Annotated in this window: 20 protein-coding genes; 16 read left to right on the forward strand and 4 right to left on the reverse strand. The window is 63.0% G+C overall.

Annotated features, from left to right (window positions below):
* Window positions 1-21 precede the first annotated feature (21 nt).
* Together PPN31114_RS11510 and PPN31114_RS11515 are read left to right on the forward strand one after the other, a co-directional pair.
* Window positions 22-1113 carry a type II secretion system F family protein gene (locus tag PPN31114_RS11510; RefSeq protein ID WP_150679639.1) on the forward strand — a complete coding sequence of 364 codons (1092 nt, stop codon included), beginning with the start codon at window positions 22-24 and terminating at the stop codon, window positions 1111-1113.
* Window positions 1113-2006: a prepilin peptidase gene (locus PPN31114_RS11515; RefSeq protein ID WP_150679640.1), complete on the forward strand. Its 894-nt coding sequence runs from the start codon at window positions 1113-1115 to the stop codon at window positions 2004-2006. Before PPN31114_RS11510 ends, PPN31114_RS11515 begins: the two co-directional genes overlap by 1 nt.
* On the opposite strand, the gene PPN31114_RS11520 is transcribed toward PPN31114_RS11515, so the two are convergent.
* Window positions 1977-3656 carry a GMC family oxidoreductase gene (locus PPN31114_RS11520; RefSeq protein ID WP_150679641.1) on the reverse strand — a complete coding sequence of 560 codons (1680 nt, stop codon included), beginning with the start codon at window positions 3654-3656 and terminating at the stop codon, window positions 1977-1979. The genes PPN31114_RS11515 and PPN31114_RS11520 overlap by 30 nt on opposite strands.
* Window positions 3657-3914: 258 nt before the next feature.
* Here PPN31114_RS11520 and PPN31114_RS11525 point away from each other — a divergent pair, with 258 nt between their 5' ends.
* On the forward strand, window positions 3915-5579 hold the full coding sequence (locus PPN31114_RS11525; RefSeq protein ID WP_150679642.1) for an isovaleryl-CoA dehydrogenase: 1665 nt from the start codon (window positions 3915-3917) through the stop codon (window positions 5577-5579).
* A 148-nt stretch (window positions 5580-5727) separates the two neighbouring features.
* The gene (locus PPN31114_RS11530; protein ID WP_370865879.1) at window positions 5728-7116 is read left to right on the forward strand and encodes a coniferyl aldehyde dehydrogenase; all 1389 of its coding nucleotides are present in this window, start codon (window positions 5728-5730) and stop codon (window positions 7114-7116) included.
* 134 nt (window positions 7117-7250) lie between these two features.
* Here PPN31114_RS11530 and metK read toward each other — a convergent pair whose 3' ends face one another.
* A complete protein-coding gene (gene metK, locus PPN31114_RS11535) occupies window positions 7251-8429 on the reverse strand; it encodes a methionine adenosyltransferase (protein WP_150679644.1) in 1179 nt (392 codons plus the stop codon).
* Between the two features lie 191 nt (window positions 8430-8620).
* Between metK and PPN31114_RS11540 the strand changes: the two genes are divergently transcribed.
* The 5 genes from PPN31114_RS11540 to PPN31114_RS11560 all read left to right on the forward strand — a co-directional run bounded on the left by PPN31114_RS11540 (window position 8621) and on the right by PPN31114_RS11560 (window position 13641).
* Complete coding sequence (locus tag PPN31114_RS11540) at window positions 8621-9517, forward strand: lipid A biosynthesis lauroyl acyltransferase (protein ID WP_150679645.1); 897 nt, start codon at window positions 8621-8623, stop codon at window positions 9515-9517.
* A 42-nt stretch (window positions 9518-9559) separates the two neighbouring features.
* Window positions 9560-10411 carry a diaminopimelate epimerase gene (gene dapF, locus PPN31114_RS11545; RefSeq protein ID WP_150679646.1) on the forward strand — a complete coding sequence of 284 codons (852 nt, stop codon included), beginning with the start codon at window positions 9560-9562 and terminating at the stop codon, window positions 10409-10411.
* A 169-nt stretch (window positions 10412-10580) separates the two neighbouring features.
* Window positions 10581-11258 (forward strand): DUF484 family protein, encoded by a 678-nt coding sequence (locus PPN31114_RS11550; RefSeq protein WP_150679647.1) that lies wholly within the window; start codon window positions 10581-10583, stop codon window positions 11256-11258.
* A 117-nt stretch (window positions 11259-11375) separates the two neighbouring features.
* Window positions 11376-12281, forward strand: a complete 906-nt coding sequence (xerC, locus tag PPN31114_RS11555) for a tyrosine recombinase XerC (RefSeq protein WP_150680372.1) — start codon at window positions 11376-11378, stop codon at window positions 12279-12281.
* 145 nt (window positions 12282-12426) lie between these two features.
* Window positions 12427-13641 carry a class I SAM-dependent rRNA methyltransferase gene (locus PPN31114_RS11560; protein WP_150679648.1) on the forward strand — a complete coding sequence of 405 codons (1215 nt, stop codon included), beginning with the start codon at window positions 12427-12429 and terminating at the stop codon, window positions 13639-13641.
* A 21-nt stretch (window positions 13642-13662) separates the two neighbouring features.
* Here the strand turns inward: PPN31114_RS11560 and PPN31114_RS11565 are convergent, their stop codons facing one another.
* Complete coding sequence (locus tag PPN31114_RS11565) at window positions 13663-14538, reverse strand: DMT family transporter (RefSeq protein WP_150679649.1); 876 nt, start codon at window positions 14536-14538, stop codon at window positions 13663-13665.
* 135 nt (window positions 14539-14673) lie between these two features.
* Between PPN31114_RS11565 and PPN31114_RS11570 the strand changes: the two genes are divergently transcribed.
* The 7 genes from PPN31114_RS11570 (at window position 14674) to hslU (ending at window position 22642) form a co-directional block, all read left to right on the forward strand.
* A complete protein-coding gene (locus PPN31114_RS11570; RefSeq protein WP_150566077.1) occupies window positions 14674-15168 on the forward strand; it encodes a Fur family transcriptional regulator in 495 nt (164 codons plus the stop codon).
* Window positions 15169-15259: 91 nt separating this feature from the next.
* A complete protein-coding gene (locus tag PPN31114_RS11575; protein WP_150679650.1) occupies window positions 15260-16351 on the forward strand; it encodes a CobW family GTP-binding protein in 1092 nt (363 codons plus the stop codon).
* A gap of 389 nt (window positions 16352-16740) precedes the next feature.
* Window positions 16741-17160 (forward strand): RNA polymerase-binding protein DksA, encoded by a 420-nt coding sequence (dksA, locus tag PPN31114_RS11580; RefSeq protein ID WP_150680373.1) that lies wholly within the window; start codon window positions 16741-16743, stop codon window positions 17158-17160.
* A 352-nt stretch (window positions 17161-17512) separates the two neighbouring features.
* Window positions 17513-17890 carry a hypothetical protein gene (locus PPN31114_RS11585; RefSeq protein WP_150679651.1) on the forward strand — a complete coding sequence of 126 codons (378 nt, stop codon included), beginning with the start codon at window positions 17513-17515 and terminating at the stop codon, window positions 17888-17890.
* A 195-nt stretch (window positions 17891-18085) separates the two neighbouring features.
* Window positions 18086-20269 (forward strand): TonB-dependent receptor, encoded by a 2184-nt coding sequence (locus PPN31114_RS11590; protein WP_246182513.1) that lies wholly within the window; start codon window positions 18086-18088, stop codon window positions 20267-20269.
* 284 nt (window positions 20270-20553) lie between these two features.
* Complete coding sequence (gene hslV / locus PPN31114_RS11595; protein WP_150679652.1) at window positions 20554-21105, forward strand: ATP-dependent protease subunit HslV; 552 nt, start codon at window positions 20554-20556, stop codon at window positions 21103-21105.
* 178 nt (window positions 21106-21283) lie between these two features.
* On the forward strand, window positions 21284-22642 hold the full coding sequence (gene hslU / locus PPN31114_RS11600) for an ATP-dependent protease ATPase subunit HslU (protein WP_150679653.1): 1359 nt from the start codon (window positions 21284-21286) through the stop codon (window positions 22640-22642).
* A 63-nt stretch (window positions 22643-22705) separates the two neighbouring features.
* Here hslU and PPN31114_RS11605 read toward each other — a convergent pair whose 3' ends face one another.
* Window positions 22706-26962: a hypothetical protein gene (locus PPN31114_RS11605; RefSeq protein ID WP_150679654.1), complete on the reverse strand. Its 4257-nt coding sequence runs from the start codon at window positions 26960-26962 to the stop codon at window positions 22706-22708.
* Window positions 26963-26982 lie beyond the last annotated feature (20 nt).

The following is a 26982-nucleotide window of genomic DNA, read 5'->3' on the forward strand; positions in this document are numbered from 1 at the left end:
TCCCTTCTCCCCCTTCTCGCCATGCTCGAAGCTGCCAATCGATTGCTTGCCAAACTTTCTCCGGCGCGCGACGCGTATCCCGGGTTGGCCAAGGCAAAGCGACACTTTCTCAAGACGCGCGCCAAGTTCTACAGCGATTTTGCCGATGCCATCGAAGACGGCGCGAATCCGTTCGATTTGTTCTCTCGCCGGTGTGCTCGGGCGAAGGAGCGCCGCAACGTGATGGCACCCTTGTACGCGGTATGGCGCGACAGAGCGAGTTCCAAGAACTTGCGCAAGTCGCTGGAGGGCACGATTCCGGAGGCCGATCTTGTCGTCATCGCCGCAGGTGAAAAAGGCGATCTGCCGAGTACGCTGCGCTTTCTCGCGCGCGTGGTCACGCTGCAACAGCAAACTCGCAAGGCGATCTCCGGTGCGATTACGCTGCCGATCTTCATGTCGGTGCTGCTGGCCGCGATTCAACTCGGCGTGGCGTACGGCATGATGCCGATCATGACCGAGATCATGCCGCCCGAGAAATTTCCGATGGTCGGCGCGTGGCTGTATGCGATGTCGGGTTTCGTCGCCAACTGGTGGCCGATGCTCTACGGCGTGCCGTTGGCGCTGGTCATTTTGATGTCTTGGTCGCTGAGTCGATGGACGGGGCCGCTGCGACGTCACTTCGACAATTTCGGTCCGTATGCGGTCTATCGCGACGTGCGTTCCGGTGAGTTTCTCGTCGCGTTGGCGGCGTTGACCAGCGCCAAGACGTCGGTCTTTGACGCCATCTCGCTGCTGCTGTCGGGCGCGTCGCCGTGGATGCGTTCACATCTGTTGCGCATGCGCGCATCGCTCAGGAGCGATCGCAGCATGATCAAGGCGATGGACACCGGGCTTTTCAACGAGGAAGTGTTCGATCGTCTCGTCGAGTATTCCGGGCGAACCAACTTCGACGTCGGCATTCGCAAGATCGGATTGATGACCATCGAGGAGACCGCCGAGCGGATCAAGGTGCGCGCGGCCGCCGCACGCTCCGTGCTGATGGCATTGGTCGGTCTGACCATCGTGATGACGGTGGGGGGCATGTTGCAAATTGGGCACGCCGCTGGCGAACACGCGCAGTCGATGATTTGATGAGTACACCCTTTTTCGATCTGCTAACGCATTCCGTCAATGCGCTGCCGCGCGAAGCCCTCGCTGCGATGCTGGGCGTTTTCGGCCTGTTTATCGGCAGCTTTCTCAATGTGGTGATTTGGCGGCTGCCGCGCATGCTCGAAGTGCAGTGGGCACGGGAAGCTGCTCACTGGGCCGGACTTACGCCACCGGTCACACCGACCTTCAATCTGGCATGGCCGCCCTCACGTTGCCCGCGCTGCGATAGCACGATTCCGGCACGGCATAACCTCCCCGTGCTGAGTTACTTGCTGCTGCGCGGACGCTGCGCCTATTGCTGTACGTCGATCAGCCTGCGTTACCCGTTGGTGGAGTTGAGCGTGGCTGCCATGTTCGCCACCATCGGCTGGACATTCGCGCCGTCGATGCAATACGCGACGATGTTCGCGTGGTGTGGCTTCGGAGCGGCACTGCTGGCACTGTCCATCATCGATGCCGATACGCGTCTGTTGCCTGACGCCATCACGTTGCCGCTGTTGTGGGGCGGGCTGCTGCTGAGCGTGGCGGGTGTGACGATACCTGTCGACGACGCTGTGCTTGGTGCCGCGCTCGGCTATGTCGCGATGTGGTTGGTCTCGGGCAGCTACTTCCTATTGACCGGGCAAGAAGGGCTGGGCGGCGGCGACGTGAAACTCGTCGCCGCCTGTGGGGCCTGGCTAGGGTGGATCGGGGTGCCGCTCACTCTGGCGTTTGGTGCCCTGGCCGCGACACTCGCTTTCGGCGCGCTCGGCGTGTGGCGCGGCCGCACGCTGTGCGGGCCGCTGCCGTTTGGCCCGTGGCTGTGTGCCGGGGCTGTCGCGAGTGCGCTGTGGGGCGACCGGTTTCTAGGGCTGTGGTTGTACACGCGCGGCTAACACGGCATGGCCTGCGTTGGCGGCTCGTCCGTGGCTAAGGTCTGCATTGCCGGACGGGCGCTGCGCTTGCTTCAGGATCATGTCAGCCGCTTTTTCACCGATCATCATCGACGGCGCGTTGGTGTTGCCGCCGATGAGCGTGGGCATGATCGAGGCGTCCACGACGCGCAATCCTTCGACGCCGCGCACGCGCAGTTCCGTATCGACGACCGACGCCGCATCGCTGCCCATGCGGCAGGTGCCGACGGGGTGATAGATGGTGTCGGCCCGCTCGCGAATCAGCGCCGTGAGCGCTTCGTCGGATTCCACGCCGCGACTGTGCAATTCTTTTCCGCCAAAGCGCGCCAGCGACGGTGCCGCCAATATCCGGCGTATCACGCGCGCGCCGCGCAATAACGTGTCGACGTCTTCCTGCGCTTGCAGGAACGCCGGATCGATCAGCGGCGCATCGCGCATATCGCCCGACGCCAGCGTGACGCGGCCACGACTCTTCGGACGCAATACACACGCATGCAACGACAGACCGCGCCGCAGATGCAACCGGCGATTGTGGTTGTCGCAAATGCCGACGAGAAAGTGCATTTGCAAATCGGGCCGCGCGAGGCTCGGGTCGCTCTTGAGAAATCCACCGGCCTCGGCCACGTTGCTCGCCAGCAAGCCGCGCTTGTCGCGCAGATACGCCACGCCCTGCATCAGCAGATGCCATAGCCCGGGCGGCGTGTAGCCGACCAGATCGCGATGCGCGACGTATTTGTTGATGATGAAGTCGATGTGGTCTTGCAGGTTTTCGCCGACATTCGGCGCATTGACGCGCACCGCGATGCCATGCGCCTGCAATTGCGCGGCGGGGCCGATGCCCGATCCCATCAGCAACTGCGGCGAATTGAAAGCTCCGGCGCTGAGGATCACTTCTGCGCGGGCGCGCAGCGTCTCGAGCGCGCCTTGACGTTGCAGCGTCACGCCCGTCGCGCGCATGCCTTCGAACGTGATGCGCTGCACGAGAGCGTCGGTGATGACGTGCAGATTGGCGCGGGCTTTACCGTGCAAATACGCGCGTGCGGCATTCCATCGCTCGCCGTCTTTCTGCGTGACCTGATAGATGCCCGCGCCTTCGTATTGCGCGCCGTTGAAGTCGCTGGAGACGGGAAAGCCCGCCTCGCGCGCCGCGTCGACGTAGTGCCGCGAAAACGGGTTGACGGTGCGCAGGTCTGCCACGTTGAGCGGGCCGCCGCTGCCGTGCCAATCGTCGGCACCGCGCTCGTTGTTTTCGTTGCGGCGGAAGTAGGGCAGCACGTCATTCCAGCCCCAGCCTGTGCAGCCGGCCTGTGCCCAATCGTTGTAATCGTCGGGATGGCCGCGGGTGTAGATCATCGCGTTGATCGAACTCGATCCGCCCAGGCCGCGCCCGCGTGGCTGGTAGCCCTGCCGCCCGGTGAGACCCGTCTGTGGCGTCGTGCGATACCCGTAGTTTCGCCGCGAGCGAAACGGCACCAGCGCGGCGAGTCCGAGCGGCAGCCTGACGAGAAAACTGTTGTCGGGCGGTCCGGCTTCGATGAGCGCGATCGTGCGCCCGGGCAAGCCGTCGGCTAAGCGAGCCGCGAGCGCACAGCCCGCCGAGCCGCCACCGACGATGACGTAGTCATAGTCCATGCTGACATCCTCCCTTGGATGGGCACTGCATTGCCTGCTTTGTAGTTATCGTTCTTGTGCACTGCTATTCGCCAGATCGGATGCGTCCTACGTCCTAAGTTTCGGTGACCCGAAGCGGCGGCACTCATTGTAGGCAGACATTTCCCGTATTCGAGCGTGATGTGAAGCATTCCTCTAATTTGTACGGGCGAAGAAGTTCAACCACTATGATGAAATGATTCACTTTGCGTGAACGCCCGTTCGGCTACGGAGACATGGATGACTGAGGCTTGGCACACCCACGACGTCACCAATCAGGTGCCGCCGCTTGTCGATTACAACCTGTACGCTACCGACGCCGCGTTGCAGGCCGCTGTGAGCGCGTTCAACGCTGGCTGGCATGCGAAAGAACTGCATCGGCAAGGGGCGCGGCTGGGGGACGCCGAAGTGCAGCAGTGGGCCGAGACGGCCAACCGGCACGAGCCCGAGTTGCAGACCTTCGATGCGCGCGGCAACCGTATCGATCATGTGGAATTTCACCCGGCATGGCACGCGCTGATGGGCCTTTTGCGCGGTGCACAATTGCAGTCGTTGCCGTGGGCGCACCCGCAGGTGGGCGCCATGGCGGCCCGCACAGCGGCGTATTTTCTACACGCGCAGAACGAGGCCGGGTCGCTGTGCCCCACGACGATGACGTTCGCGAGCATTCCCGTGCTGGCCAAAGTGCCGTCGCTTTATCCCACCATCAAGGACAAACTGCTCGCGCCACAGCACGATCCGCGCGATATTCCGCTCGCGCAGAAGCACGCGATGCTCGTCGGCATGGGCATGACGGAAAAGCAGGGTGGGTCGGACGTTCGCACGAACACCACCGTGGCCCATGCGCTTGGCGGCGATGCGTATTCGCTGGTCGGGCATAAATGGTTCTTCTCGGCGCCGCAATGCGACGCGCATCTCGTGCTCGCTCGCGCTGACGATAGCGATGCATTGTCGTGCTTCTTTGTGCCGCGCTACACCCCGGACGGGCGCAAAAACGCCGTGCAAATTCAGCGCTTGAAAGACAAACTCGGCAACCGCTCGAATGCGAGTAGCGAAGTGGAGTTTCAAGGGGCTTACGGCACGCTTGTGGGCGCGCATGGGCGCGGGATTCCCACCATCATCGAAATGGCGACCTATACGCGGCTCGATTGCGTGATCGGCAGCGCAGCCATGATGCGCACGGGCGTGGTTCAGGCCATTCACCATGCACGGCATCGCACGGCATTCGGCGCGAAGCTCGTCGATCAGGATTTGATGACGACGGTGCTCGCCGATCTGGCGTTGGAGTCGGAAGCCGCCACATGGCTCGCGATGCGGCTGGCACAGTCGTTCGATGCCGCCGAGTCTGACGACGATGCACCGCTCGAGCGTGCGTGGCGTCGTATCGTGCTGCCCGCCGCCAAATTCTGGGTGTGTAAGCGTGCGCTCGAACTCGCGGGCGAATGCATGGAAGTGTGGGGCGGTAACGGGTATGTCGAAACCGGACCGCTCGCACGCCTGTACCGCGAAGCTCCGGTGAATTCCATTTGGGAGGGCTCGGGTAACGTGATGTGCCTCGACGTGCTGCGCGCCATCGGGCGCGAGCCGGAAGTGGCGCAGGCATGGTTCGATTGGCTGGGTGAGCGTGTAGGCTCGCATGCGCCGTTGCGCGAGGCGCTGGCGCAGCTGCATGGCTGGCTCGCGGCCGACCCAGCGACGCATGCGGTGCGCGCACGCGCCATTGCTCAACAGATCGTGTTGCTCGCCCAAGCGGCGTTGCTGCTCGAACATGCACCAGCCGAGTTGGCGCATGGATTTGCCGAGAGCCGGCTGTCGAATCGCGGCGGGCGCATCTACGGCGTCATGCCGGATTCGCTGGCGGTGGGTGTGCAACGGGCGTGGCTGGATCGCGCGTTTTTAGGCTGAACGGCAGGATTCGCTAGATAACAACAAGGACGATGGCTGCCACCGGCGGCCACAGGGAGACGGCATGGGACATAACCACGAACTAGGCGGTTTGCACGACGTTCCGCCTGCATTGCACGCGGCTTCCGAAGACGATAGCGCGCGGGCCATGCTGTTGCCCCGATTCGACGCGATGCACCGCGCGCACGACAGCGCGCCGCATGTCGACTGGCCCACGCGCAAGGGGCATTTGAAGGCGTTGCAGACGATGCTGCGCAAGTATCGTGAGGCGTTCGCGACGGCCATCGATGAGGACTTCGGCGGACGCTCGGCGCAGGAAACCGACATGCTGGAGTTGTTCCCATCGCACGGCAATCTCAAGCATGCGCTGGCCCACACGCGCCAATGGATGCGCGGCACGCACGGGTGGGCCAATCTCTGGCTGCTGCCTGCGCGCACCGCCATCGTGCCCCAACCGCTAGGGGTGGTGGGGGTGATCGTGCCGTGGAATTACCCGCTGTTTCTGGCGGTGGGTCCGCTGACCGATGCGTTGGCGGCGGGCAATCGCGTGATGATCAAAGTGTCTGAAGTCGCGCCGCGTTTTGCCGATGTGTTCGCCAAAGCTATCGCCGAATTTTTCCCCGCCGACTGGGTGACGGTGGTCTCGGGCGACGCCCAAGTGGCTCGCGCGTTTTCTACGCTGCCGTTCGATCATCTGCTGTTCACCGGCGCGACGTCGATCGGGCATCACGTCATGCGCGCGGCGAGCGAGCATCTCACCCCGGTCACGCTCGAACTCGGCGGCAAATCGCCCGCGATTATCGGCCCCGGCGCACGCTGGGACCACGCGGTAGAACGCATCATGTTCGGCAAGCTCGTCAACGCTGGGCAAACGTGTATCGCGCCCGATTACGTACTCGTGCCGCGCGAAAAGCTCGACGCGTTCGTGGCGTCGGCACGTGAGGTGGCGGCACGGCTCTATCCCGATGCGGTGAACAATCCGCAGTACACGAGCATCGTGTCACCGCGCCATTTCGAGCGGCTGATGGGGCTGGCAGGCGAGGCCGCCGCGCAGGGCGCGACGTCGCATGCGCTCTTCGATGCGCCCGCACAAGCCGAGCGTCGGCGCTTGCCGCCGGTGGTGCTCACGGGCGTACACGAAGGGATGCGCGTGATGCGCGAGGAGATTTTCGGGCCGTTGCTGCCGGTGGTGCCTTACGACGATCTCGACGCTGCCATCGCCTATGTTAACGAGCGTCCACGCCCGTTGGCGCTCTACATCTTCGATACCGACGAGACACGCATCGACCGGGTCGTTGACGGCACGATATCCGGCGGCGTGACGATCAACGACACACTGCTGCACGCCGCCGAACACGGGCTGCCATTCAGTGGCGTGGGGGCGTCGGGGATGGGCGGATACCACGGCGAAGTCGGCTTCCGCACGTTCTCGAAAGAGAAACCGATCTTCCGGCAAGCGCGGTTCAACGGCGCCGGGCTGCTCAATCCGCCCTACGGCAAGCGTTTCGCGATGATGATCCGGCAGTTGCTCGGCTGACGAGGCGTACACAGGCAACGCGGACAAAGCGGACAAAGAAAAACCCCGCCGGGGAGACCCGGGCGGGGTTTTTTCATGACGTTGCTCAACTGGCCGCCAGCAGATGCCGACGGCGAGTCGAGCGCGTCTGAGACTTACGCGACGGCGCGCAGACCGGCGTCGGCCAGCAGGGCGTCGGCGCGATCCGTGGCTTCCCACGAGAATTCCGGCTCTTCACGGCCGAAGTGACCGTAAGCAGCCGTCTTCTCGTAGATCGGGCGCAGCAGGTCGAGCATCTGGATGATGCCCTTCGGACGCAGGTCGAAATGCTTCTCGACGAGTTCCGCGATGCGCTGATCGCTGATCTTGCCGGTGCCGAACGTGTTCACCATCACCGACGTCGGGCGTGCCACGCCGATGGCGTACGACACTTGAATCACGCACTTCGAGGCCAGACCGGCGGCCACGATGTTCTTCGCGACGTAACGGCCAGCGTAGGCGGCGGAACGGTCGACCTTCGACGGGTCTTTGCCCGAGAAGGCGCCGCCACCGTGCGGTGCGGCACCGCCGTACGTGTCGACGATGATCTTACGACCGGTGAGGCCAGCATCGCCTTGCGGACCGCCGATCACGAAGCGACCGGTCGGGTTCACGAGGAACTTGATGTCGCCCTTGATCAGGTCGGCCGGGAGCACCGGCTTGATGATTTCTTCGATGACGGCTTCGCGCAGGACGTCGAGGGCGATGTCCGGCGAATGCTGCGTCGACAGCACGACGGTGTCGATGCTGTGCGGACGGCCGTTTTCGTACTTGATGGTGACTTGCGATTTCGCGTCCGGGCGCAGCCAGTTGAGGCGGCCGTCGCGGCGCACTTGCGACTGACGTTCCACCAGACGGTGCGACAGGTGAATCGGCAGCGGCATCAGTTCCGGCGTTTCATCGCAGGCGTAGCCGAACATCAGGCCTTGGTCGCCAGCACCTTGATCGAGATTGTCGTCATGGGCGCGGTCAACGCCTTGGGCGATGTCGGGCGACTGGCGGTCGTAGGCGACCAGCACGGCGCAGCCCTTGTAGTCGATACCGTAGTCGGTGTTGTCGTAGCCGATGCGGCGGATGGTGTCGCGCGCAACTTGCTGATAGTCGACCGTGGCGGTCGTGGTGATTTCACCCGCGAGCACGACGAGACCGGTGTTGCAAAGCGTTTCGGCGGCGACGCGCGCGTACTTGTCCTGGGTCAGGATCGCGTCAAGGACAGCATCCGAAATCTGGTCAGCGACCTTGTCCGGGTGACCTTCGGATACCGATTCGGAGGTAAAGAGATAGTCGTTCGCCACTTCAGGCTCCTCTATAACGAATGATTGGCGACTCACGCGCCGTCATCGGAGTAGAAGCGGCGACGCTTTAGCGGATAAATTAATCGGATGCGCTGCCTTTAAAGGGTGGCTCATCCGAATCGCCCCGCAAGTTGTCAGTTAACTCGGCGATGTCGCTTATTATACGCCCCTGTAGAAAATCTGCTGGCGACATGGCAACCACTCCCAAGAAATCCATCGGGTACTACCTGAGCGTAGGCCTGTTGCGGGGGCTCAACCTGCTCCCCTATAGCTGGGTCGCGCGTTTCGGCGCGGGCCTTGGACAACTTTTGTACCTGATTCCCAGCTCGCGAAAGCGCGTGGTGCATACCAATTTGCGCCTGTGTTTCCCGCACTGGGACGACGCGACCCGCGAGCGCGTGGCCCGGGCGTCGTTCGTGCACGCCATTCGCAGCTACGCCGAGCGCAGCGTGCAGTGGTTTGCCGACGGCAAGAAGCTCGAACGCCTGATCGAGCTCGATTCCGCCGTGGATCTGCGCGATCCGAACATGCCGCCGACCATCCTGCTCGGCTTTCACTTCGTGGGCATCGAAGCCGGCTCGGTCTTCATCAACTACTCGCTGCACCGCCCGTGCGCTTCGCTCTACACGCCGATGTCGAACCCGGCGTTCGACGCGATGGCCAAGGAGCAGCGCGGCCGGTTCGACGCCGAGATGATTCCGCGTGGCGACAGCGCGCGCGACGTGCTGCGCATGTTCCGCAAGAAGAAGCCGGTCATGCTGGCGGCCGATATGGACTACGGCGCCCGAAATTCCACGTTCGTGCCGTTCTTCGGCGTCGAAGCCTGCACGCTGACGTCGGTTTCGCGGCTGGCCGAAGTGGGCCGCGCGCAGATTCTGCCGTTCATCGGCGAAGTGCTGCCGAACTACAAGGGCTACCGGCTCAAAGTCTTCCCCGTGTGGGAAAACTACCCGAGCGGCGACCCCGATGCCGACGCCCGTCGCATGAACGCGTTTCTGGAAGAACAGATTCTGAAGATGCCGGAGCAGTACTACTGGGTGCACAAGCGCTTCAAGACCCGGCCGGAAGGCCAGCCAGGCGTCTATTGAGCGGCACCGGATGCGCGTCGACTTCTCCTCTACAATAGCGGCATGAAGCTCAAATTCACCAAGATGCAAGGCGCCGGGAACGACTTTGTCGTGATCGACGGCATCTCGCAGACCATCGATTTCACGCCCGAGCAGTGGCGTGCGCTGGCCGACCGCCATTTCGGCGTCGGCGCGGACCAGCTTTTGCTCGTCGAACGCTCGGCGCTGCCGGGTGTGGACTTCCGTTACCGCATCTTCAACGCCGATGGCGGCGAGGTGGAGCATTGCGGCAACGGTGCGCGCTGCTTCGTGAAGTTCGTGCGCGATACGGGCCTCACCGACAAGCGCTCGGTGCGCGTCGAAGTGCAGCAGGGCGTGATTACGCTCACCGCGCGCGAAGACGGGCAGGTCAGCGTGGATATGGGCGCACCGATTCTGACGCCGTCCGACGTGCCGTTCGATGCGAACGGGCTGGAAGGCCGCCGCGAGGGTGCCGACACGCTCTGGCCGCTGGACGTGGCGGGCAAGACGACGTGGATTTCGGTCGTATCGATGGGTAACCCCCACGCCGTGCAGGTGGTCGATAACGTCGATACCGCGCCGGTCGAGACGGATGGCCCGCTCGTTGAGCGTCACGCGCGCTTCCCGCGCCGGGTGAACGCCGGTTTCCTGCAAGTGGTAGATCAGCATCAAGCGCGCCTACGCGTGTACGAGCGCGGGGCGGGCGAGACGCTTGCCTGCGGCACCGGCGCTTGTGCGGCAGCGGTGGCGGGCATCCGCCGGGGCTTGCTGGCCTCGCCGGTCGCCATCGAAACGCATGGCGGCACGCTCACTATCGAGTGGGATGGCGCCGCCGGCCCGGTCATCATGACGGGGCCCGCCGCAACGGTCTTCGAGGGCACCATCGAGATCTGATACCGTGTTGCCCGCAAGGCGCCCCTTGGCATCGGCCAACGTTGGAACGGGGCGCTCGCAAGACCGATTTGGTTTCTGAAGCTTCTGATTTCGCGACCCTGACGGCCGCACGCTCTCCTTGTGCAAACTGGGCGTGGTGCGGTTTTCGATGAACAGCAGACGGACACTCATGAACGACCGAGATATTGCGGAATACCTGATCGCGCATCCTGACTTCTTCGAGCGCCACGCCGAATTGCTGGCCGGCGTGCGGCTGACGAGCCCCCACGGACAACGGGCGGTGTCGTTGCAAGAGCGTCAGATCGAGATGCAGCGCGAGAAGACCAAGCAGATCGAGCGACGCCTCGCCGAATTGCTGCGCTACGGCCACGAAAACGACGATATCTCGGCGAAATTGCACCGCTGGACCCTCGGCCTGCTCGGCGAGCGCGATCCGCATGCGTTGCCGGACGCCATTGCCCGCGGGTTGCGCGACGTCTTCGACGTGCCGTTTGCCGCCGTGCGCGTGTGGAATGTCTCCGCGCCGTATCAACCTGCCGAATTTGCCCGCAGCGTGAGCGAAGAGGTCAAGATTTTCGCGTCGAGCCTGGTCACGCCGTATTGCGGCGCGAACACTGGTTTTGAAGCGGTTACGTGGTTGGGGGCACCGAGCGATCCGGCCTCTGTGGCGCTGCTCGCGCTGCGCGATCCGCTGGCACCGCAAGGCGCAGAAGCGCCGGTGTTCGGCCTGCTCGTGATGGGCTCGGACGATGCACGCCGCTTCCACGAAGGCATGGCGACCGACTTCCTGTCGCAAATCGGTGAACTCGCGGGCGCAGCGCTGAGCAAGCTGCGCGCGGACGACTGAGCCGCGCTGGGCGCGATTGTGGCCAAACCAAAAGCAGCTAAGCCTAGCGGTAAGCCGAATGGCCACACGGGCGCCGTTGTAGCGCCCGACACCCCCGAAGTCCCCCTCCAGCCCGGCATCCGGGCCTATCTCACCGTCTTGGCGAGCGAGCGCAAGCTCGCCGCGCTCACCCTCGAAAACTACACGCGCGACCTGCGGCAGTTGCAGGTGATGGCGGGCGGCCGCCCGCTCGACACACTGGCGCATGGCGACATCCGCAAGTTTGTGATGCAGATGCACAGCCAAGGACTGGTCGGTCGTTCGATCGCCCGCAAGCTCTCGGCATGGCGCGGCTACTACGCGTGGCTTGCCCAACGCTCGACACTGGCGGCGAACCCGGTCGACGGCGTGCGCGCGCCCAAACAGCCCAAGCCGTTACCCAAGGCGCTGTCGCCCGATCAGGCGTCCGCACTGGTCGAGCACTCGACCGGCACCTCGGCCGAAGCGCTGCGCAACCGGGCGATGTTCGAACTGCTGTACTCGTCGGGGCTGCGGCTCTCCGAACTCACTGGGCTCGATCATCGATATGTCGAAGCCGAAGGCTACCGGTCGGCAAGCTGGCTGGATCTGGCCGAGCGCGAAGTGATCGTCACCGGCAAGGGCAACAAGCGGCGTCGTGTGCCTGTCGGCGAGAAAGCCGTGCAGGCGCTGACCGACTGGCTTACGGCCCGTGCCGCGCTGACAGCGGCCGAGCCGAATGCCTTGTTCCTGTCGGCGCGCGGTCAACGCATTGGCGCGCGCGCCGTGCAACAGGGGCTGTCGCGTCATGCGCTGGCGGCTGGCTTGCCCACGCATGTCCATCCGCACATGCTGCGGCATTCGTTCGCCACGCACGTGCTGCAATCGTCCGGCGATCTGCGCGCCGTGCAGGAAATGCTCGGCCACAGCAATATCTCGACCACGCAGATCTACACGAAACTCGACTTCCAGCATCTGGCCAAGGTCTACGATCAGGCGCATCCGCGCGCCCGCAAGAAGACTTGAGCCGCCCGGCGGCACCCCCGACTCGGTGTAGAATCGCGCCTTCCCCTGCAAGTCCCGCCCGTGCGCCGACGCCCAGTCGTGGCAGCGCCGTACGCCGTGCCGCAAGACTTGCCGCTCTCCGAATGCAACTGTTGGCCTGCTCCGCATGAACACCTTGATCCTCAAGCCCGGCAAAGAGAAGTCCTTGCTGCGCCGCCATCCCTGGATTTACGCCACCGCCGTGGCCAATGTGGAAGGCAAACCGGCCTCCGGCGCGACGGTCGTGGTGCGCGCTGCCGATGGCCGTTTTCTCGCCCGCGCGGCGTTTAGCCCCGTCTCGGCAATCCGTGCCCGCGTCTGGACGTTCGACGAAAACGAGCCCGTCGATCACGCCTTCTTCAAACGTCGCGTGTCGGCGGCGCTGGCCTATCGCGAGCAGATGGTGCACGACACCGGCGCGACCCGCCTGATCTTCGGCGAGGCCGATGGCCTGCCGGGGCTGATCGTCGACCGCTACCAGTCCGCACCGGGTGAGCCTGAGAGCGACCAGCTCGTGTGTCAGTTCATGGCGGCGGGCGTGGAGATGTGGAAAGACGCCATCACGAAGGCGCTCGTCGGCGCGACCGGCTGCCCGAATGTCTATGAACGCTCCGACGCCGCAGTGCGCGAGCGCGAGGGGCTGCCGAGCATCACCGGCGTGCTGGCTGGCGCCGAGCCGCCCGAAGCCCCCGAGTCGCTCACCACGCACGAATGCGGCGTGAAGTACTACGTCGACGTGCGCCACGGTCACAAGACCGGCTTCTACGTGGACCAGCGCGATAACCGCCTGCTGGTCAAGCAACAAGCCAAGGGCCGCGATGTGCTGAACTGCTTCTGCTACACCGGCGGTTTCTCGCTGGCGGCGTTGGCGGGCGGCGCGCAGAGCGTGCTGTCGATCGATTCGTCGGGCGATGCGCTGGCCATCGGGGCACGCAACGTGGAACTCAACGGGTTCGATGCCGCGCGTGCCGAGTGGCGCGACGCCGATGTGTTCAAGACGCTGCGCGCGCTGCGCGAAGAGGGACGCACGTTCGACATGATCGTGCTCGATCCGCCGAAGTTCGCACCGTCAGCCCATCACATCGACCGGGCGGCACGGGCTTACAAGGACATCAATTTGGCGGGCTTCAAGCTGCTGCGCCCGGGCGGTCAGTTGCTGACGTACTCGTGCTCGGGGGCGATCGACGCCGATTTGTTCCAGAAGATCGTGGCCGGTGCGGCCGTCGATGCCGGTGTCGACGCGCGGATTCTGCGCCGCCTGTCGGCCGGCATGGATCACCCGATGCTCACGCAATTCCCCGAAGGCGAGTACCTCAAGGGGCTTTGGCTTCAGCGCATCTGAGGCGGTCGAAGGGCCAGCCGGTTAGCCCAGCGTTAGCGCCACCACACCCAGCGCAATCAGCACCGCGCCGCCGACCCGGCGGCGCATCTCACCCTCGCCTAACAGCCGCACGCCGAGCAGGGCGGCCACCATCATCGACATCTCGCGCGCCGGGGCGACGTGCGAGACCGGGGCGTACTTCAGCGCCGTCAAAATCAAAAAGTACGAAATGGGCGAGATCAGCGAAATCAGCATGATCTTGCGCCAGTTGGCCCGCCAGAGCAGGGCGACGTGCGCCGGGCGGGCGCAGGCCACCGGGGCGGAAAGCACTACGCGCACCACGTTCTCGAGGTAGTAGTAGACGAGTGGCACGAGCATCAACGTCTTGACGGCGTAGGCATCGGCCAGTGTATACGCCGCGATGAACGCGCCAGTGAGCACTCCCCAACCGGCTCCAGCGTGCATGCTGCCGCGCCGGAACAGGCGCTCGCCGCCTGCGATGATCAGCACGCCGCCGACGACTAGGCCGATGCCGACCAGCGCCACCCACCCCGGACGTTCCCCCAGCAGCAAAATGGCGCCGAGCGACGAGAGCAACGGCCCGGTGCCGCGTGCGAGCGGGTAGACGACCGATAAATCGCCCACCCGGTAGCCACGTTGCAGCACCAGCGTGTAGCCGTAGTGCAGCAGGGCGCTCAGCGTAATCACCGCCCAGCCCCGCCAGTCGGGCCAGTCGGCGTGGGAGCCAATCAGAAAGAAGAGCGCGAGCGGCGTATAGAGAACGACGGTCAGCAGCGCGTACAGAAAGACCAGTTGCGGGCCGCCACCTTCGGTGGTGTCGATGCGTTTGGCCAGAAAATTCCACGTGGCATGCAGAAATGCGGCGGTAACAACAAGGGCGAGGGCGGTGGGCGACATGGCGGGGGGCGTTTTTTGTGACAATTGTATGACGCTTCGCCTGTCCACTTTCAGCCAATTTCGGTGGACATCCCGTGAAATGCCCACTTTTGCAACTCGGTTGCAGCGTTCACGGCGCTGTGCTTAAATCGATTCATGAGCCTTACTCAACTACAACCGTATCTGGAAGCCGCCCGCGCGAGCTTGCAGGAGCAATCGGGGCGCGTGACTTCGGGGCGTGTCCGTGTATTGGCGCTGCTGCTCAAGGCGGGCCGTCCACTCACCCATCAGGAAGTGCTGGCCGATTTGGCGACCGACGCCGATCCGCTCGATCGCGTGACCGCCTACCGTGTGCTCGACTGGCTGGTCGCGCAGGGCTGGGCGATCAAGCAGGCGGGCGACGACCGCATCTTCCGCTTCGTCATGGCCGAGCACGTCGACCCGCAACGGGCCGCGTCGCCGCGTCCGCATACGCAGCACGGTCATTTCCGCTGTGTACGCTGCCATCGCACGTTCTGCCTTGACGATTGGCCCCAGCATCCCCAATTAAGTGAGCGCGAACTTAAGCGCCTGCCCAAGGGGTTTGTGGGCGAACAGGTCGAACTACTGATTCACGGCACTTGCGCCCAGTGCGCGGGCGCCCCCAACTGACGCGTGCTAAGCCGCTTTCTGCCAGCTCGGGTACATTGAGCGGCATTCTGGCGGCTCGCGACATACCGCATCACTACAGGACATTGCATTCATGACCCCCGTCACTATCCTGACCGGCTTTCTCGGCAGCGGGAAAACCACGCTGCTCAAGCGCATCCTGACCGAAGCGCACGGCATGAAGATCGCCGTGATCGAGAACGAATTCGGCGAAGAGAACATCGACAACGACATCCTCGTGCAGGACAACGCCGAGCAAATCGTGCAGATGAGCAACGGTTGCATCTGCTGCACGATCCGCGGCGATCTGGTGCAGGCGCTCTCCGACCTGAACAGCCAGCGCGATGCCGGCACGATCCAATTCGATCGCGTGGTCATCGAAACCACCGGTCTGGCCAATCCGGGCCCGGTCGCGCAGACGTTCTTCATCGACGACGAAGTGGCCGATACCTACCGTCTGGACGCCATCATCACGCTGGTGGACGCCAAGCACGCGCAAAAGCAGCTCGACGAGCATGAAGTGGTGCAGCGTCAGGTCGGCTTTGCCGATCGCCTGTTCATCACCAAGGCCGATCTGGTCACGCCGGAAGCGCTCGATGATCTGAAGCACCGTCTGGCCCACATGAATCCGCGTGCGCCGCAGCAGGTGGTCGATTTCGGTCAGGCCGATCTCAAAGAGATCTTCGACATTCACGGTTTCAACCTGAACGACAAGCTCGATATCGATCCGGAATTCCTCGCCGCCGACGATCATGACCACGACCATGGTCATGCGCACGGTCATGAGCACAATCGCGACGACCATTCGCATTGCGATCACGACCATGGCCATTGCGACCATGAAGGTCACGATCACGGCCATCATCACCATCACCACGCGCATCACGACGACGCGATCAAGTCGTTCGTGTTCCGCAGCGAGAAGCAGTTCGATCCGGCCAAGCTGGAGGATTTCCTGGGAAGCATCCTCCAGGTGTACGGCGAACGCTTATTGCGTTATAAAGGCGTATTAAACATGCGCGGCATCGACCGCCGGGTCGTGTTCCAGGGCGTGCACCAGATGATGGGCAGCGACGTGGGCACGAAATGGCAACCGGGCGAGACACCGAATACGAAGATGGTATTCATCGGTGCCGAGCTGCCGAAAGACATCATCCTGCAAGGGCTGGAGCGCTGTCTGGTCTAAGCGGGACCGCCGTTTAGGGCAACGGGAAACCCCTTAACCGGGACTGTTGACCGATTCGGTTACAATACCTGCCCACTGGGCTGCCGCCAGCGAGTTCACGCGGCATACCGGGGGGAAGGCAGGGGAGCACCGCAATGGCCACCGCCTCTCGCAAGACAGCCACCGCACGCCCCACGCGCCGGGCAGAACCGGCGCCGGATGCGGGCGCCAAGCGTGCTCCAGCAGGCAAGCCGAAGACGGGTGAGAAAGCCGCCGCCAAGAAGGGGCCGCCCAAATCACCCGGCAGGAACGTAACCCAGGAAGCCGCCAGCGGCACCGCCGGCAAGCAAGACGCTCGACCCGCTAAGGGAGCGTCGCCGGACTATCCGAAAGAGACGCCACAAAAACCCATGAGCAAGAAAAGACTTTTGACCGAGGCCGAAATTCTGAAGATGGGCGAGAAGGACTACATGAATGAAGATCAACTCGCCTTCTTCAAGGATCGTCTGGAAAAGCTGCAAGAGGAAATTCTGCGTAACGCCGGTCAGACGACCGAGAACCTCCGCGAAACCATTCTCGTGCCCGATCCGGCCGACCGCGCCACGATCGAAGAAGAACACGCACTGGAGCTGCGCACCCGCGATCGCGAGCGCAAGCTGCTGAAGAAAGTGCAACAGTCGCTCGCCCGCATCGACGCAGGTGATTACGGCTGGTGCGAAGAAACCGGTGAGCCGATTGGCGTGCCGCGTTTGCTCGCTCGTCCGACGGCCACGCTGTCGCTCGAAGCGCAGGAACGCCGCGAACTGCGCCAGAAGCTGTTCGGCGATTGATTCGAACATGATGTGAACTTGGTTCGAATCTGATTCGAATGCAAGGTAGTACGGCCTGACGCCGCGCGGTGGCGGCGCTCAAGGCCCCTCGGTTTGCAAAGGGCATGTCCTCGTGACATGCCCTTTTTGTTTTCTTTTTTGATCGGCTCGCGACCTCGATGTCTTCAGATGTCGCCTGCACACAACGCGACATCACGCGACACAACGCTCGCGGCCGCCCCCGCTTTATGGCAGAATTGCAACTCAGTTGCAATTCGTCCTGCCCATGCCGTCCTTCCCGTTCTCCTTCCGCCATTGGCGTGCCCGTATGCGCACGCGGGCGAGTCGTGGGCGCGCAGGTTGGATCGCTTGGTTGGTCGTTGCACTCTTGTGCGTGCAGATGTGGGGCTTGCAGCACGAGATCGTGCATGCCCGGCAACTGACGGGCGGCGTGGTGTCGACAGCGCTGACTAGCACCAACGCTAACGACACTGACCCGGAAGACGATGCCGACGCGCAGACTGCATGGGCGCCAGCCAGCGCGCGTCTTGCCCATGTCGATTACGGCAACCATCACCATCATTGCCATCTGTTCGAAGGCGCGACGCTTGCCGCCGCGATGGCGGTGGCCGTGCTGGCATGGCGCGCCGATACCACCGCAGCGCTCGCGCCATCGCTTGCCACCGGACGTTCTCACGCCAGCGCGCTCGCACTGGCGTTTCGTTCCCGCGCCCCGCCTGTCCCGGTCTGACCTTCCACGCGCTGCCCGCGCGAATTCCTGCTGAAACGTTTCCGCATACCGCATGCGCATCGTCGGCGTAGCCGACGACCGCCTTCGCGGTGCAGTCACTCGTTCGCGCCTAAACGGCTGCGTCGGGTGCCGCGCAGGCGTTCGTGCGTGCTGATCGACGGCAACGCCGTCGCAGACCTACGACACAACAACGACATGGCATCTCCTACTTCGAACGCCGCGCGCGTGCGCGCCGCTTCTTCGCTCACCGCTTCGTCCGCTTCCTCGCCCACCTCCCTCGCTTTCGCGCCGCTGCCGCTGGCCGCCTGCCTGACTCTGGCCTTCGCTGCCGTGCAAGCGCACGCGGCTGAGGACACCCCTGCGCAGACACCGGCGGTCACACAAACACAGCCGTCTGCCGCTGAACGACTCGGCGGCGATCCTTTAGCGCTGTCGACGACGTTCGTCACTGGCAACCCGCTCGGCCGGGCGGCTGCCGACCTGACCGTCCCCGTCACAGAACTCGATGGCAAAGCCCTAGTGCTGCGCCGCGCCGGCACCTTAGGCGAGACGCTCGACGGCCTGCCCGGTGTCTCGTCGACGTCATACGGCCCGAACGTCAGCCGCCCGATCATTCGTGGTCTCGATGGCGACCGCATCCGCCTGCTGCAAAACGGCACGGGCGCGCTCGATGCCTCGTCGCTGTCGTACGACCATGCCGTCGCGCAAGATCCGCTCTCCATCGAGCGCATCGAAATCGTGCGCGGCCCGGCGGCGCTGCTCTATGGCGGCAACGCCGTGGGCGGTGTGGTCAACACCATCGACAACCGAATTCCGCGCGAACCGATCGACGGCGTATCGGGCGCGGCAGACGTGAGCTACGGCGGAGCCAATCGCGAGCGCGCGGGCGCCGCGTTGATCGAAGTGGGCAACGGCCAGTTCGCGTTCCACGTCGATGGCTTCGCGCGTAAGAGCACCGACTTGCGCATCCCGGGTTTCGCCCGTTCTGCGCAGCAACGCGCGCGCGACCCCGAGGGCACCGAGCAACCGTCCGGCACCTTGCCCAACAGCAACGGGCAGGCGAGCGGTGCCGCCGTCGGGGCGTCGTGGACGTGGGCGAACGGCTACACCGGCTTGTCTTACTCCGGCTACGACTCCGACTACGGCACGGTGGCAGAAGAAAACACGCGCATCCGGTTGCGTCAGCAACGCCTCGCGTTGGCGAGTGAAGTGCGCGACTTGAGCGGCCCGTTCACCGCGCTCAAATTCAACTTCGGCTACACCGATTACGAACACAAGGAGATCGAAAACGGCGAGACCGGGACGACCTTCAAGAACCACGGCTTTGAGGGCCGCATCGAAGCCCGTCACGCGAAAATCGGCCCGCTCGAAGGCGCAGTGGGTGTGCAGTTCTCGCAGAATACGTTCTCGGCATTGGGCGAAGAGGCGTTTGTGCCGAAGAGCGATACGAGCAACGTGGCACTGTTTGCGCTCGAAGAGTGGGCGGTGAATCAAGCGGTGAAGCTCTCTTTCGGCGCACGCATCGAGCACACACACGTGAAGCCGTCGGCGGGTGGCAACGAGCGATTCGACAACTTGCCCACGCGCAACTTCACGCCGGGCAGCGTCTCGGCGGGCGCGGTCTTCGCGTTGGCTCCGGCGTGGTCGGTGGCGTTGAACACGTCGTATACCGAACGCGCGCCGACCTTCTACGAGTTGTATGCCAATGGCCCGCACGTGGCGACCGGCATCTGGGAAATCGGCAACGCGCAATCGAAGCTGGAGAAGGCGTTCTCGACGGACCTGTCGCTGCGTTACGTGAATGGCCCGAACAAGGGCAGCGTCGGTGTGTTCTACAGCCGCTTCTCGAACTTCATCGCACTGGAAAACACCGGCCGCTCCGTGAACGAGGAGGGCGAAGCGGTGACCTCCGGCGGCCTGCCGGTTTATCAATACGCGGGAGTGCCTGCTGAACTCTACGGCGTGGAAGCGGAAGGACGCGCGCGCGTGTGGCAGGGCTACGGCAATGTCGATCTGGAGTTGCGCGGCGACTACACGCTGGGCCGCAATCGCGACACCGGCGAGCCGCTGCCGCGCATCGCACCGCTGCGTTTGACGGCGGCGTTGGCGTACGGCCTCGGTCCGTGGGGTGCCCGTGTGGAAGTGGTGCACGCGAGCAATCAAGGGCGCGTACCAGCGGGCGATCTGACGACCAACGGCTACACCACGCTCGGGGCGGCGCTCACCTATCAGTTCAAGACGGGTGGCGCGCAGTGGCTCGCGTATCTGAAGGGCGAGAACCTGACGAATCAGGAAGTGCGTCTGGCCAGCTCGTTCCTGCGCGACATTGCACCGCAGGGCGGACGCGCGGTGCGAGTGGGGTTGCGCACCACGTTCTAAGCGGGACCTTGCCGCATAAACGGGGTAATTTCCGAGAAATTACCCCGTCATCTCACATTAAGTGCGGCGCAATGCCGCGCAGATGGCATGTTTGATGACTCGCCTCTCAGCCCGTGAAACGCGTGCCACACACTGCCGTCGACGCCTCTTGATATTCCTTCGATTGCCCTAAACTACAGTCACGTCTCGCCCGGTCGGGCGTCTTCCCTCAACGACGAGGGGGCGCGCGTGAAGTCCGGGCCAATCGTTACGGGGCGCATGTCGCCCCCCGAAAAGGAACAGGCATGGAGCAATATCACGGCACCACTATCGTCTCCGTTCGGCGCGGCGATCAGGTCGCGCTCGGCGGTGACGGACAGGTCACGCTCGGCAATATCGTGATGAAGGGCACCGCCCGCAAGGTGCGAACCGTTTATGACGGCAAGGTCATGGTCGGTTTCGCCGGGGCAACGGCCGACGCGTTCTCGCTACTCGATCGTTTCGAAGCGAAACTGCAAAAACACCAGGGTCACCTGACGCGCTCCGCCGTCGAACTTGCGAAGGACTGGCGTACCGACCGCATGCTGCGCCGTCTCGAAGCGATGATGATCGTCGCCGACGCGGAGACCACGCTCGTAATCACGGGCAATGGCGACGTGCTCGATCCGGAAGGCGGTGTGGCGGCGATCGGTTCGGGCGGTTCGTACGCAGAAGCTGCGGCACGTGCGCTGGTACAAAACACCGACTTGTCGCCTGCTGAGATCGTCAAGAAAGCGCTGACGATTGCTGGCGACATGTGCATCTACACGAACCAGAACCACATCATCGAATCGCTGCCGCCCAAGGCTGCCAAGTAACGCGCAGCTGCGCACTTGGCAACGCTTGAAGCCACGATTCACGCAACGACTAAACGAGTATCAAGTGACGACGGTCGACGCGCACGCCGCAGCAGGTGGACTCCTGCGACGTGACTTGCCGGCCGGGGTATGACCGGCCGGGCGTCACCCTGATCGAACCTCTAATTTGGCGAACGTCATGACCCATATGACCCCCTCCGAGATCGTTTCCGAACTCGACAAACACATCATCGGCCAGAACAAGGCCAAGAAGGCCGTCGCGGTGGCATTGCGTAACCGCTGGCGCCGTCAGCAGGTCGCCGACCCGCTGCGTCAGGAAATCACGCCGAAGAACATTCTGATGATCGGCCCGACCGGCGTGGGCAAGACCGAGATTGCCCGCCGTCTGGCCAAGCTGGCCGATGCGCCGTTCATCAAGGTTGAAGCGACCAAGTTCACCGAAGTGGGCTATGTGGGCCGCGACGTGGACAGTATCGTGCGTGATCTGGCGGAAATCGCCATCAAGCAGACGCGCGAAGCCGAAATGAAGAAGGTGCGTACCAAGGCCGAAGACCGTGCCGAGGACCGCATTCTCGATCTGCTGTTGCCGACGGGCCGCGAGTCCTCGCGTGATATCCGTTTCGGTTCGGTCTCGCATGAGCCGGAAGCCAGCACCGAAGATAACGCCACGCGTCAGACGTTCCGCAAGCGTCTGCGCGAAGGTGCACTCGATGACAAGGAAGTCGAGCTCGAAGTCGAGATTCCGGCGCAGGGCATGGAGATCATGGGCCCGCCGGGCATGGAAGAGATGACCGAGCAGATCAAGGGCATGTTCGCTAATCTGGGCAACCAGCGCAAAAAGCGCCAGAAGCTCAAGATCAAGGACGCGCTCAAGGTGCTGACCGACGAAGAAGCGTCGAAGATGCTCAACGACGAAGAGGTCAAGCAATTGGCCCTGCGTAACGTCGAGCAGAACGGTATCGTGTTCCTCGACGAAATCGACAAGATCGCCACGCGCAGCGAAGTGGGCGGCGGCGACGTGTCGCGTCAGGGTGTGCAGCGCGACTTGCTGCCGCTGGTCGAAGGCACGACGGTAAGCACGAAGTTCGGCATGATCAAGACGGATCACATCCTGTTCATTGCGAGCGGTGCCTTCCATCTGGCCAAGCCGAGCGATCTGATTCCGGAATTGCAAGGCCGTTTCCCGATCCGCGTCGAACTCGATTCGCTGTCGGTCGAAGACTTCGAGTCGATTCTTACGCAAACCGACGCAAGCCTGGTGAAGCAATATCAAGCCCTGCTCGCGACGGAAGATGTGGCGCTCGAATTCGCGCAAGACGGTATCAAGCGTCTCGCTGAGATCGCATTTTCGGTGAACGAGAAGACGGAAAACATCGGGGCACGTCGTCTTTACACCGTCATTGAAAAGCTGCTTGAAGACATTTCGTACAACGCCGGCAAGCAGGCCAATCAGGTCGTCACCATCGACGCGGCTTACGTGAACGAGTCGCTGGGTGAAGTGGCGCAGAACGAAGACTTGTCGCGTTACGTGCTGTAATTGCAGACGTCGGTAAGTCTGATGTGAGTAACGGCCCCTCGCGGGGCCGTTTTCTTTTGCCGTTCAGGAAAATTTGAGCATACGGAGCAAGTCGCGTAGTTCGCGATCTTCGATTTGCGCGATTCGGTTGGCGCGTGTGGTGTATTCGAGCAACGCGCTGGGCTCGCGCGCGTAGGCGGACGAGATCCGAACGTTGTCGTCGGCATGTTGCATCAGTGCGTTCTCGAGCACGACGCGCAATCCGCGTTCGACTGTCGCGTCCTCGACGGGCCGGATGCGTAAGTCGCCCGTAATCAATTCCGTGAGGGCACCTACCGTGCGATGCGTCATCGTCATGTACCGCGGCCCCGAGCTCGAAAGGTAGTACACCGGCCCAGAGTGCATTTCAATCTCGCCCAATGCGCGGTTAATACGCCACGGCGCGCGGGTCGATGCTCCGCTCGAGCAGGGCATCTCCGATTCCGCGCGGGCCACGATGCGCCAAGCGCCCACGTTATCGCCGGACGCCCAGCGCTGATAGAGAAAGCGAAACAAGCGGCTGCGCGAGATGAGGCGTTGCGAAACGTCGGTTAGATCTGCATTGGCACCCAGCAATCTTCCCGGCGCATGTAAGTCTGGACTCGTTAGCGGACTCCGCTGCGAGGTCACCCAAAGTCGCTCGAATCGCAAGGTCTGCTCCAATCGCAAGCCATCCGCTACGGTGGCGCGCGAAGTCACCTCCTGAGTGAGGGCGTGCGTCGAGGGGCGTAAGTTCATTTGCCGGTCGAGCATACGATCGAGGTATCGGTTTTCGTCGTGCATGCGTGCGACGACGTCGTCCGAAACGGGCTCGACCGGGCCATCTCCTCCGCTGGGATGCGAGTGCTCGGGCGACTTCACGGAGCTGCCCGACGATGACGATGACCGGTAGATAACACGCTCCTCGTAGCGCCAGCCTGCTTCGAAACCGATGCGATCGGTGAGATACACGATCGCCCCCCGATGCTGGGTGGCGTCTACGGGGTCATCGAGATCGGTCAGTGCGTGAAGGCACTCATGCAACCATCCGCGCTCGGGCGAAAACGGGGTCGTGCCCGATTGTGTCTGGTACTGCTTACGGCCAAACTCCTCGTCTGTGCATATCCATATCCGACCAGCATCGGGCTGCACTTTGGGATCGAATCCCTCGACAACTTCGAGCTTCCACGGCTGCCCATTCTCCGGCAACGACGACCTGTCGATGATCGCGCGAAAGGTGGGTGACTTCTCGGCTAACGCTTCGAGCCGAGCAATCACCGCATTCCCCGCGTCCGAAGTACTCGTTATCAACTCCGACAGCACGCGCCCGGTCAACGGGGCGGGCGCCGAGACGTAGTCGTGGACGATGCGCAGCACTTCGGTGAGTGAGGCCCGGCGCGACCCTTCGATCCATCGCTTGATATCGACCACCGTGGGCTGCTGCCCAAGTGCCACGGGTGAGAGATGGGTATGTGGCGGTGATGGGACGTTCGGCTCGAGGGGCGGTGTTTGCGCGGCGAAGATCTTGATATCTTCGTTGAAGATGAGTTCGAACGATGGTTCGTCTCGCGTCGTGCGCCGTGGTCTTTCGTCCACTCGCTTAATCGACGGTAGTCGCCGGACGTTCTCCGGCAATTGCGCAGGATCGACAAAGACGTCGTACGGGTCGATGCCCGAAGCACGAGGTTCGGACGACGCTGAGATGGCGTCTTGAGAGAGAAAATCGAAGTTTGCCAACGAGATATCTGTCGTTCTCGCGTCCGAGCCGTGATCGGCTAGCGGCTCTGAGAGCATGTCGAGCATCGACATCGCCGATCGGTGGGAGGGGGGCATGCGCATCGTCTCGGCAAAGGCCCGTTCCATGTTCCGCGTTAGAAAACGTTGTGACGTGTGGGTCAGGCAGGCCATGAATGCATCGACACCCAGGCCGATGACTCCTTCGCGGAATTCGGTGAAGTTACGCCGCGCGATACCTTCGCCAGTCTCCCATGCGGGCACCAGAAACGGCACCATTTCAGCGACGGCGCGCCAGTTATTTTGCTTCACCTGTTCGGCAACGTAAAACATCGGCTCCGCAATCGTAAGACGTTGGAGAAAATCGCGGACGTCTTCGATGAACAGCAGCCAGTCCGGTGGATCGAGCGACTCGGCACGGGCGCTGAGATTGTTCACGGTGACAATGAGCTTCACGGCCGACGCGCGGATCTCCGGCGAGTTCTTGACACCAGCAAGTCGAATGAGCTCATCGATCTTGGCGGGCATCTCGGCGCGCGTTTGCAGGCGCTTGTTGAATCGATCCAACGCATTTTCCATGAACGTGAAACAGTCAATTCGCCGAAGGGGAGGCCCAAGGAAGTAGAGCGGAATGCGTGTCTTAACGGAGCCAAGGCAATGTTTGACTGGGGTGGCGAGAGTCGCGCCGACCCCCACTCGCGATGGTGGCCCGACGTGAAGTGTCGCTCGCACTGGCTGGCTCAAATCGGTGGAGTTAAATCCGAACCGTAGCAGTATCTGCTCGGCCGCACGGGTTTCGTTGAAAACGGGCAACGGATCGTACGCGCGAAGGCGTTGCTCGAACCGCTCCCAAAGCTGGGTGAGTTGTTGTTGCCGGGTTGCGCTCGTTGCGTTTTCCCCATCCGCTCCACTCGCCTCATTCGCCAGTAATGTGTGCAATGCCGTGGCATTCCCCATCGCATCCGAAGGCGTACTCGCCGTGAGCATATGGGCGGCACTCACCAACAGCGGGTCGACGGGCCAGGACTTTTGATGCTTCCAGTCGGCGGCGAGACGGTTGAAATTCTTGACCAAGACGCTGGCGTTGTGCAGGCCTGTCGCTTCGATGCCGTGTGCCGGACCCAGCCGCATCAGGATGGTTGCCATCGACTGAAGCGGCGTACCAAACGGATAGTCCGTATTCTCGGCGAGCTCTGCCAAGCGAACGCTGAGCAGTGTCTCGATGCCGTCGCGTGTCGTTTCGGGAGAAGCGTCGCTGGCGGGCAGCGCCCAATCAATGCGTTCGTCAATGCATTGCGCTCGCAAATTGTCGATGCGCGTCGTGTTTTTTACTAGTGCGCTTGCTAACGCAGCGACCGTCTGGTCTTGCGCATCGCGTACCGCCATGCCGTCGAACCACGGGCCTAGTTCCGCAGGTGCCGAGGGGGGCAGCAAAAGGTATCCGGCCCGCAGTATGCCGACATGTTGCTCAAGCGCTGATATGAACTGCTGAACCACGACGTCGACCGGGGTTTCCGGATCCAAGGGTACCGTCAATGAAACGCGTTCGTACAACAGCGCGGCCTCCGTCGTGAGTGGGTCGTTGCGTGTGCTGTTTAAGCGGTAATCGTCCGACACGACGTCCTGCATGGATGCCCCATGACGAAAGTGCACGATGCGAAGGATGTCGAGCGGTAGCGGGCGGTGTGCCGCCAAGCGCGTGAGGTTAAGTGCCGGGAGCGAATTGCCCCTGTCGTCAACGATCAAATCGGAAAGCAGCAAGGGCTGTCTGAGTTCGCGTTCCCACCGATGTACTGCAACGCTGTAGACGCTACGTTGCGTTTGCGGTTCTGTGATCCCCGCGACACGAAGCGCGTCCTGCAACTCGGCCTGTAGACGCGCAGTAACTAACGATGCGTCAAGTAACTCGCTGGCAACAAATGGGCGCGAATAAGTGACCTGCCGCCGCCATCGCTCGGTGCCGTTAAGGCTCTCGAAAATGGCTTCTGGTGTGCGTGTGGATTGTGACACCGGCCTGAACACCGCCGTCGGCCACTGGGTCGTGCTCAGCGGCGGGTTCAAATCCCCGTCGACGACGGCGATGGCATCGGAACTGGTAGACGCGGGGAACGGCTGCACGACCGTGGAATCATCATCGGGATATCCCAGTCGCCCGGGGCGCGCGAGGGCAAAGAAATTGTCGCCGGAGCGCGAATCGGCTAGCGACGTGGTGGAATTCGCGCCATAGGCGTCGACCGCGACTAGCACCGCGGCGAAGGCCGTGAGGAACGAGATTCCGGCAAGTACCGGGGGGACGTTGCGTGAACTCGGTGGCAGTTGGGCAGCGTGCCGACTCGACGGATGTCTCGATGTCGCCGCCCGGCTGCCGATATTCGTCGCATGAGCGCCGGTAAAGCCGTCGCGTCGGCTTAACGGGCTCAACGGGTGTAACGGACTTAACGCCACTATGGTGTGCGTCGGCGAGTCTCTGGATCGGTTCGAATGCCGCGCCCGCCGACGCTCGCCACGCCCAGGCGCTGCACGTTGTGACGCGGTGTTGCGCGAAATCCGTCCGCGCGCGTGATGCGAAGCGATCCAGGGTTGCGGCATATCAGCTCTCCGTCCCAATA

The sequence above is a fragment of the Pandoraea pneumonica genome, from assembly GCF_902459645.1.
Classification (GTDB): domain Bacteria; phylum Pseudomonadota; class Gammaproteobacteria; order Burkholderiales; family Burkholderiaceae; genus Pandoraea; species Pandoraea pneumonica.

Coding starts and splice junctions, on each gene's coding strand:
- PPN31114_RS11550 (WP_150679647.1), top strand. CDS start 10,581: ATGAACGACCGAGATATTGCGGAATACCTGATCGCGCATCCTGACTTC.
- PPN31114_RS11525 (WP_150679642.1), top strand. CDS start 3,915: ATGACTGAGGCTTGGCACACCCACGACGTCACCAATCAGGTGCCGCCG.
- PPN31114_RS11590 (WP_246182513.1), top strand. CDS start 18,086: ATGGCATCTCCTACTTCGAACGCCGCGCGCGTGCGCGCCGCTTCTTCG.
- PPN31114_RS11520 (WP_150679641.1), bottom strand. CDS start 3,656: ATGGACTATGACTACGTCATCGTCGGTGGCGGCTCGGCGGGCTGTGCG.
- PPN31114_RS11575 (WP_150679650.1), top strand. CDS start 15,260: ATGACCCCCGTCACTATCCTGACCGGCTTTCTCGGCAGCGGGAAAACC.
- hslV (WP_150679652.1), top strand. CDS start 20,554: ATGGAGCAATATCACGGCACCACTATCGTCTCCGTTCGGCGCGGCGAT.
- hslU (WP_150679653.1), top strand. CDS start 21,284: ATGACCCATATGACCCCCTCCGAGATCGTTTCCGAACTCGACAAACAC.
- PPN31114_RS11570 (WP_150566077.1), top strand. CDS start 14,674: ATGAGCCTTACTCAACTACAACCGTATCTGGAAGCCGCCCGCGCGAGC.
- PPN31114_RS11560 (WP_150679648.1), top strand. CDS start 12,427: ATGAACACCTTGATCCTCAAGCCCGGCAAAGAGAAGTCCTTGCTGCGC.
- PPN31114_RS11510 (WP_150679639.1), top strand. CDS start 22: ATGCTCGAAGCTGCCAATCGATTGCTTGCCAAACTTTCTCCGGCGCGC.
- PPN31114_RS11530 (WP_370865879.1), top strand. CDS start 5,728: ATGCTGTTGCCCCGATTCGACGCGATGCACCGCGCGCACGACAGCGCG.
- dapF (WP_150679646.1), top strand. CDS start 9,560: ATGAAGCTCAAATTCACCAAGATGCAAGGCGCCGGGAACGACTTTGTC.
- dksA (WP_150680373.1), top strand. CDS start 16,741: ATGAGCAAGAAAAGACTTTTGACCGAGGCCGAAATTCTGAAGATGGGC.
- PPN31114_RS11565 (WP_150679649.1), bottom strand. CDS start 14,538: ATGTCGCCCACCGCCCTCGCCCTTGTTGTTACCGCCGCATTTCTGCAT.
- PPN31114_RS11540 (WP_150679645.1), top strand. CDS start 8,621: ATGGCAACCACTCCCAAGAAATCCATCGGGTACTACCTGAGCGTAGGC.
- PPN31114_RS11515 (WP_150679640.1), top strand. CDS start 1,113: ATGAGTACACCCTTTTTCGATCTGCTAACGCATTCCGTCAATGCGCTG.
- PPN31114_RS11605 (WP_150679654.1), bottom strand. CDS start 26,962: ATGCCGCAACCCTGGATCGCTTCGCATCACGCGCGCGGACGGATTTCG.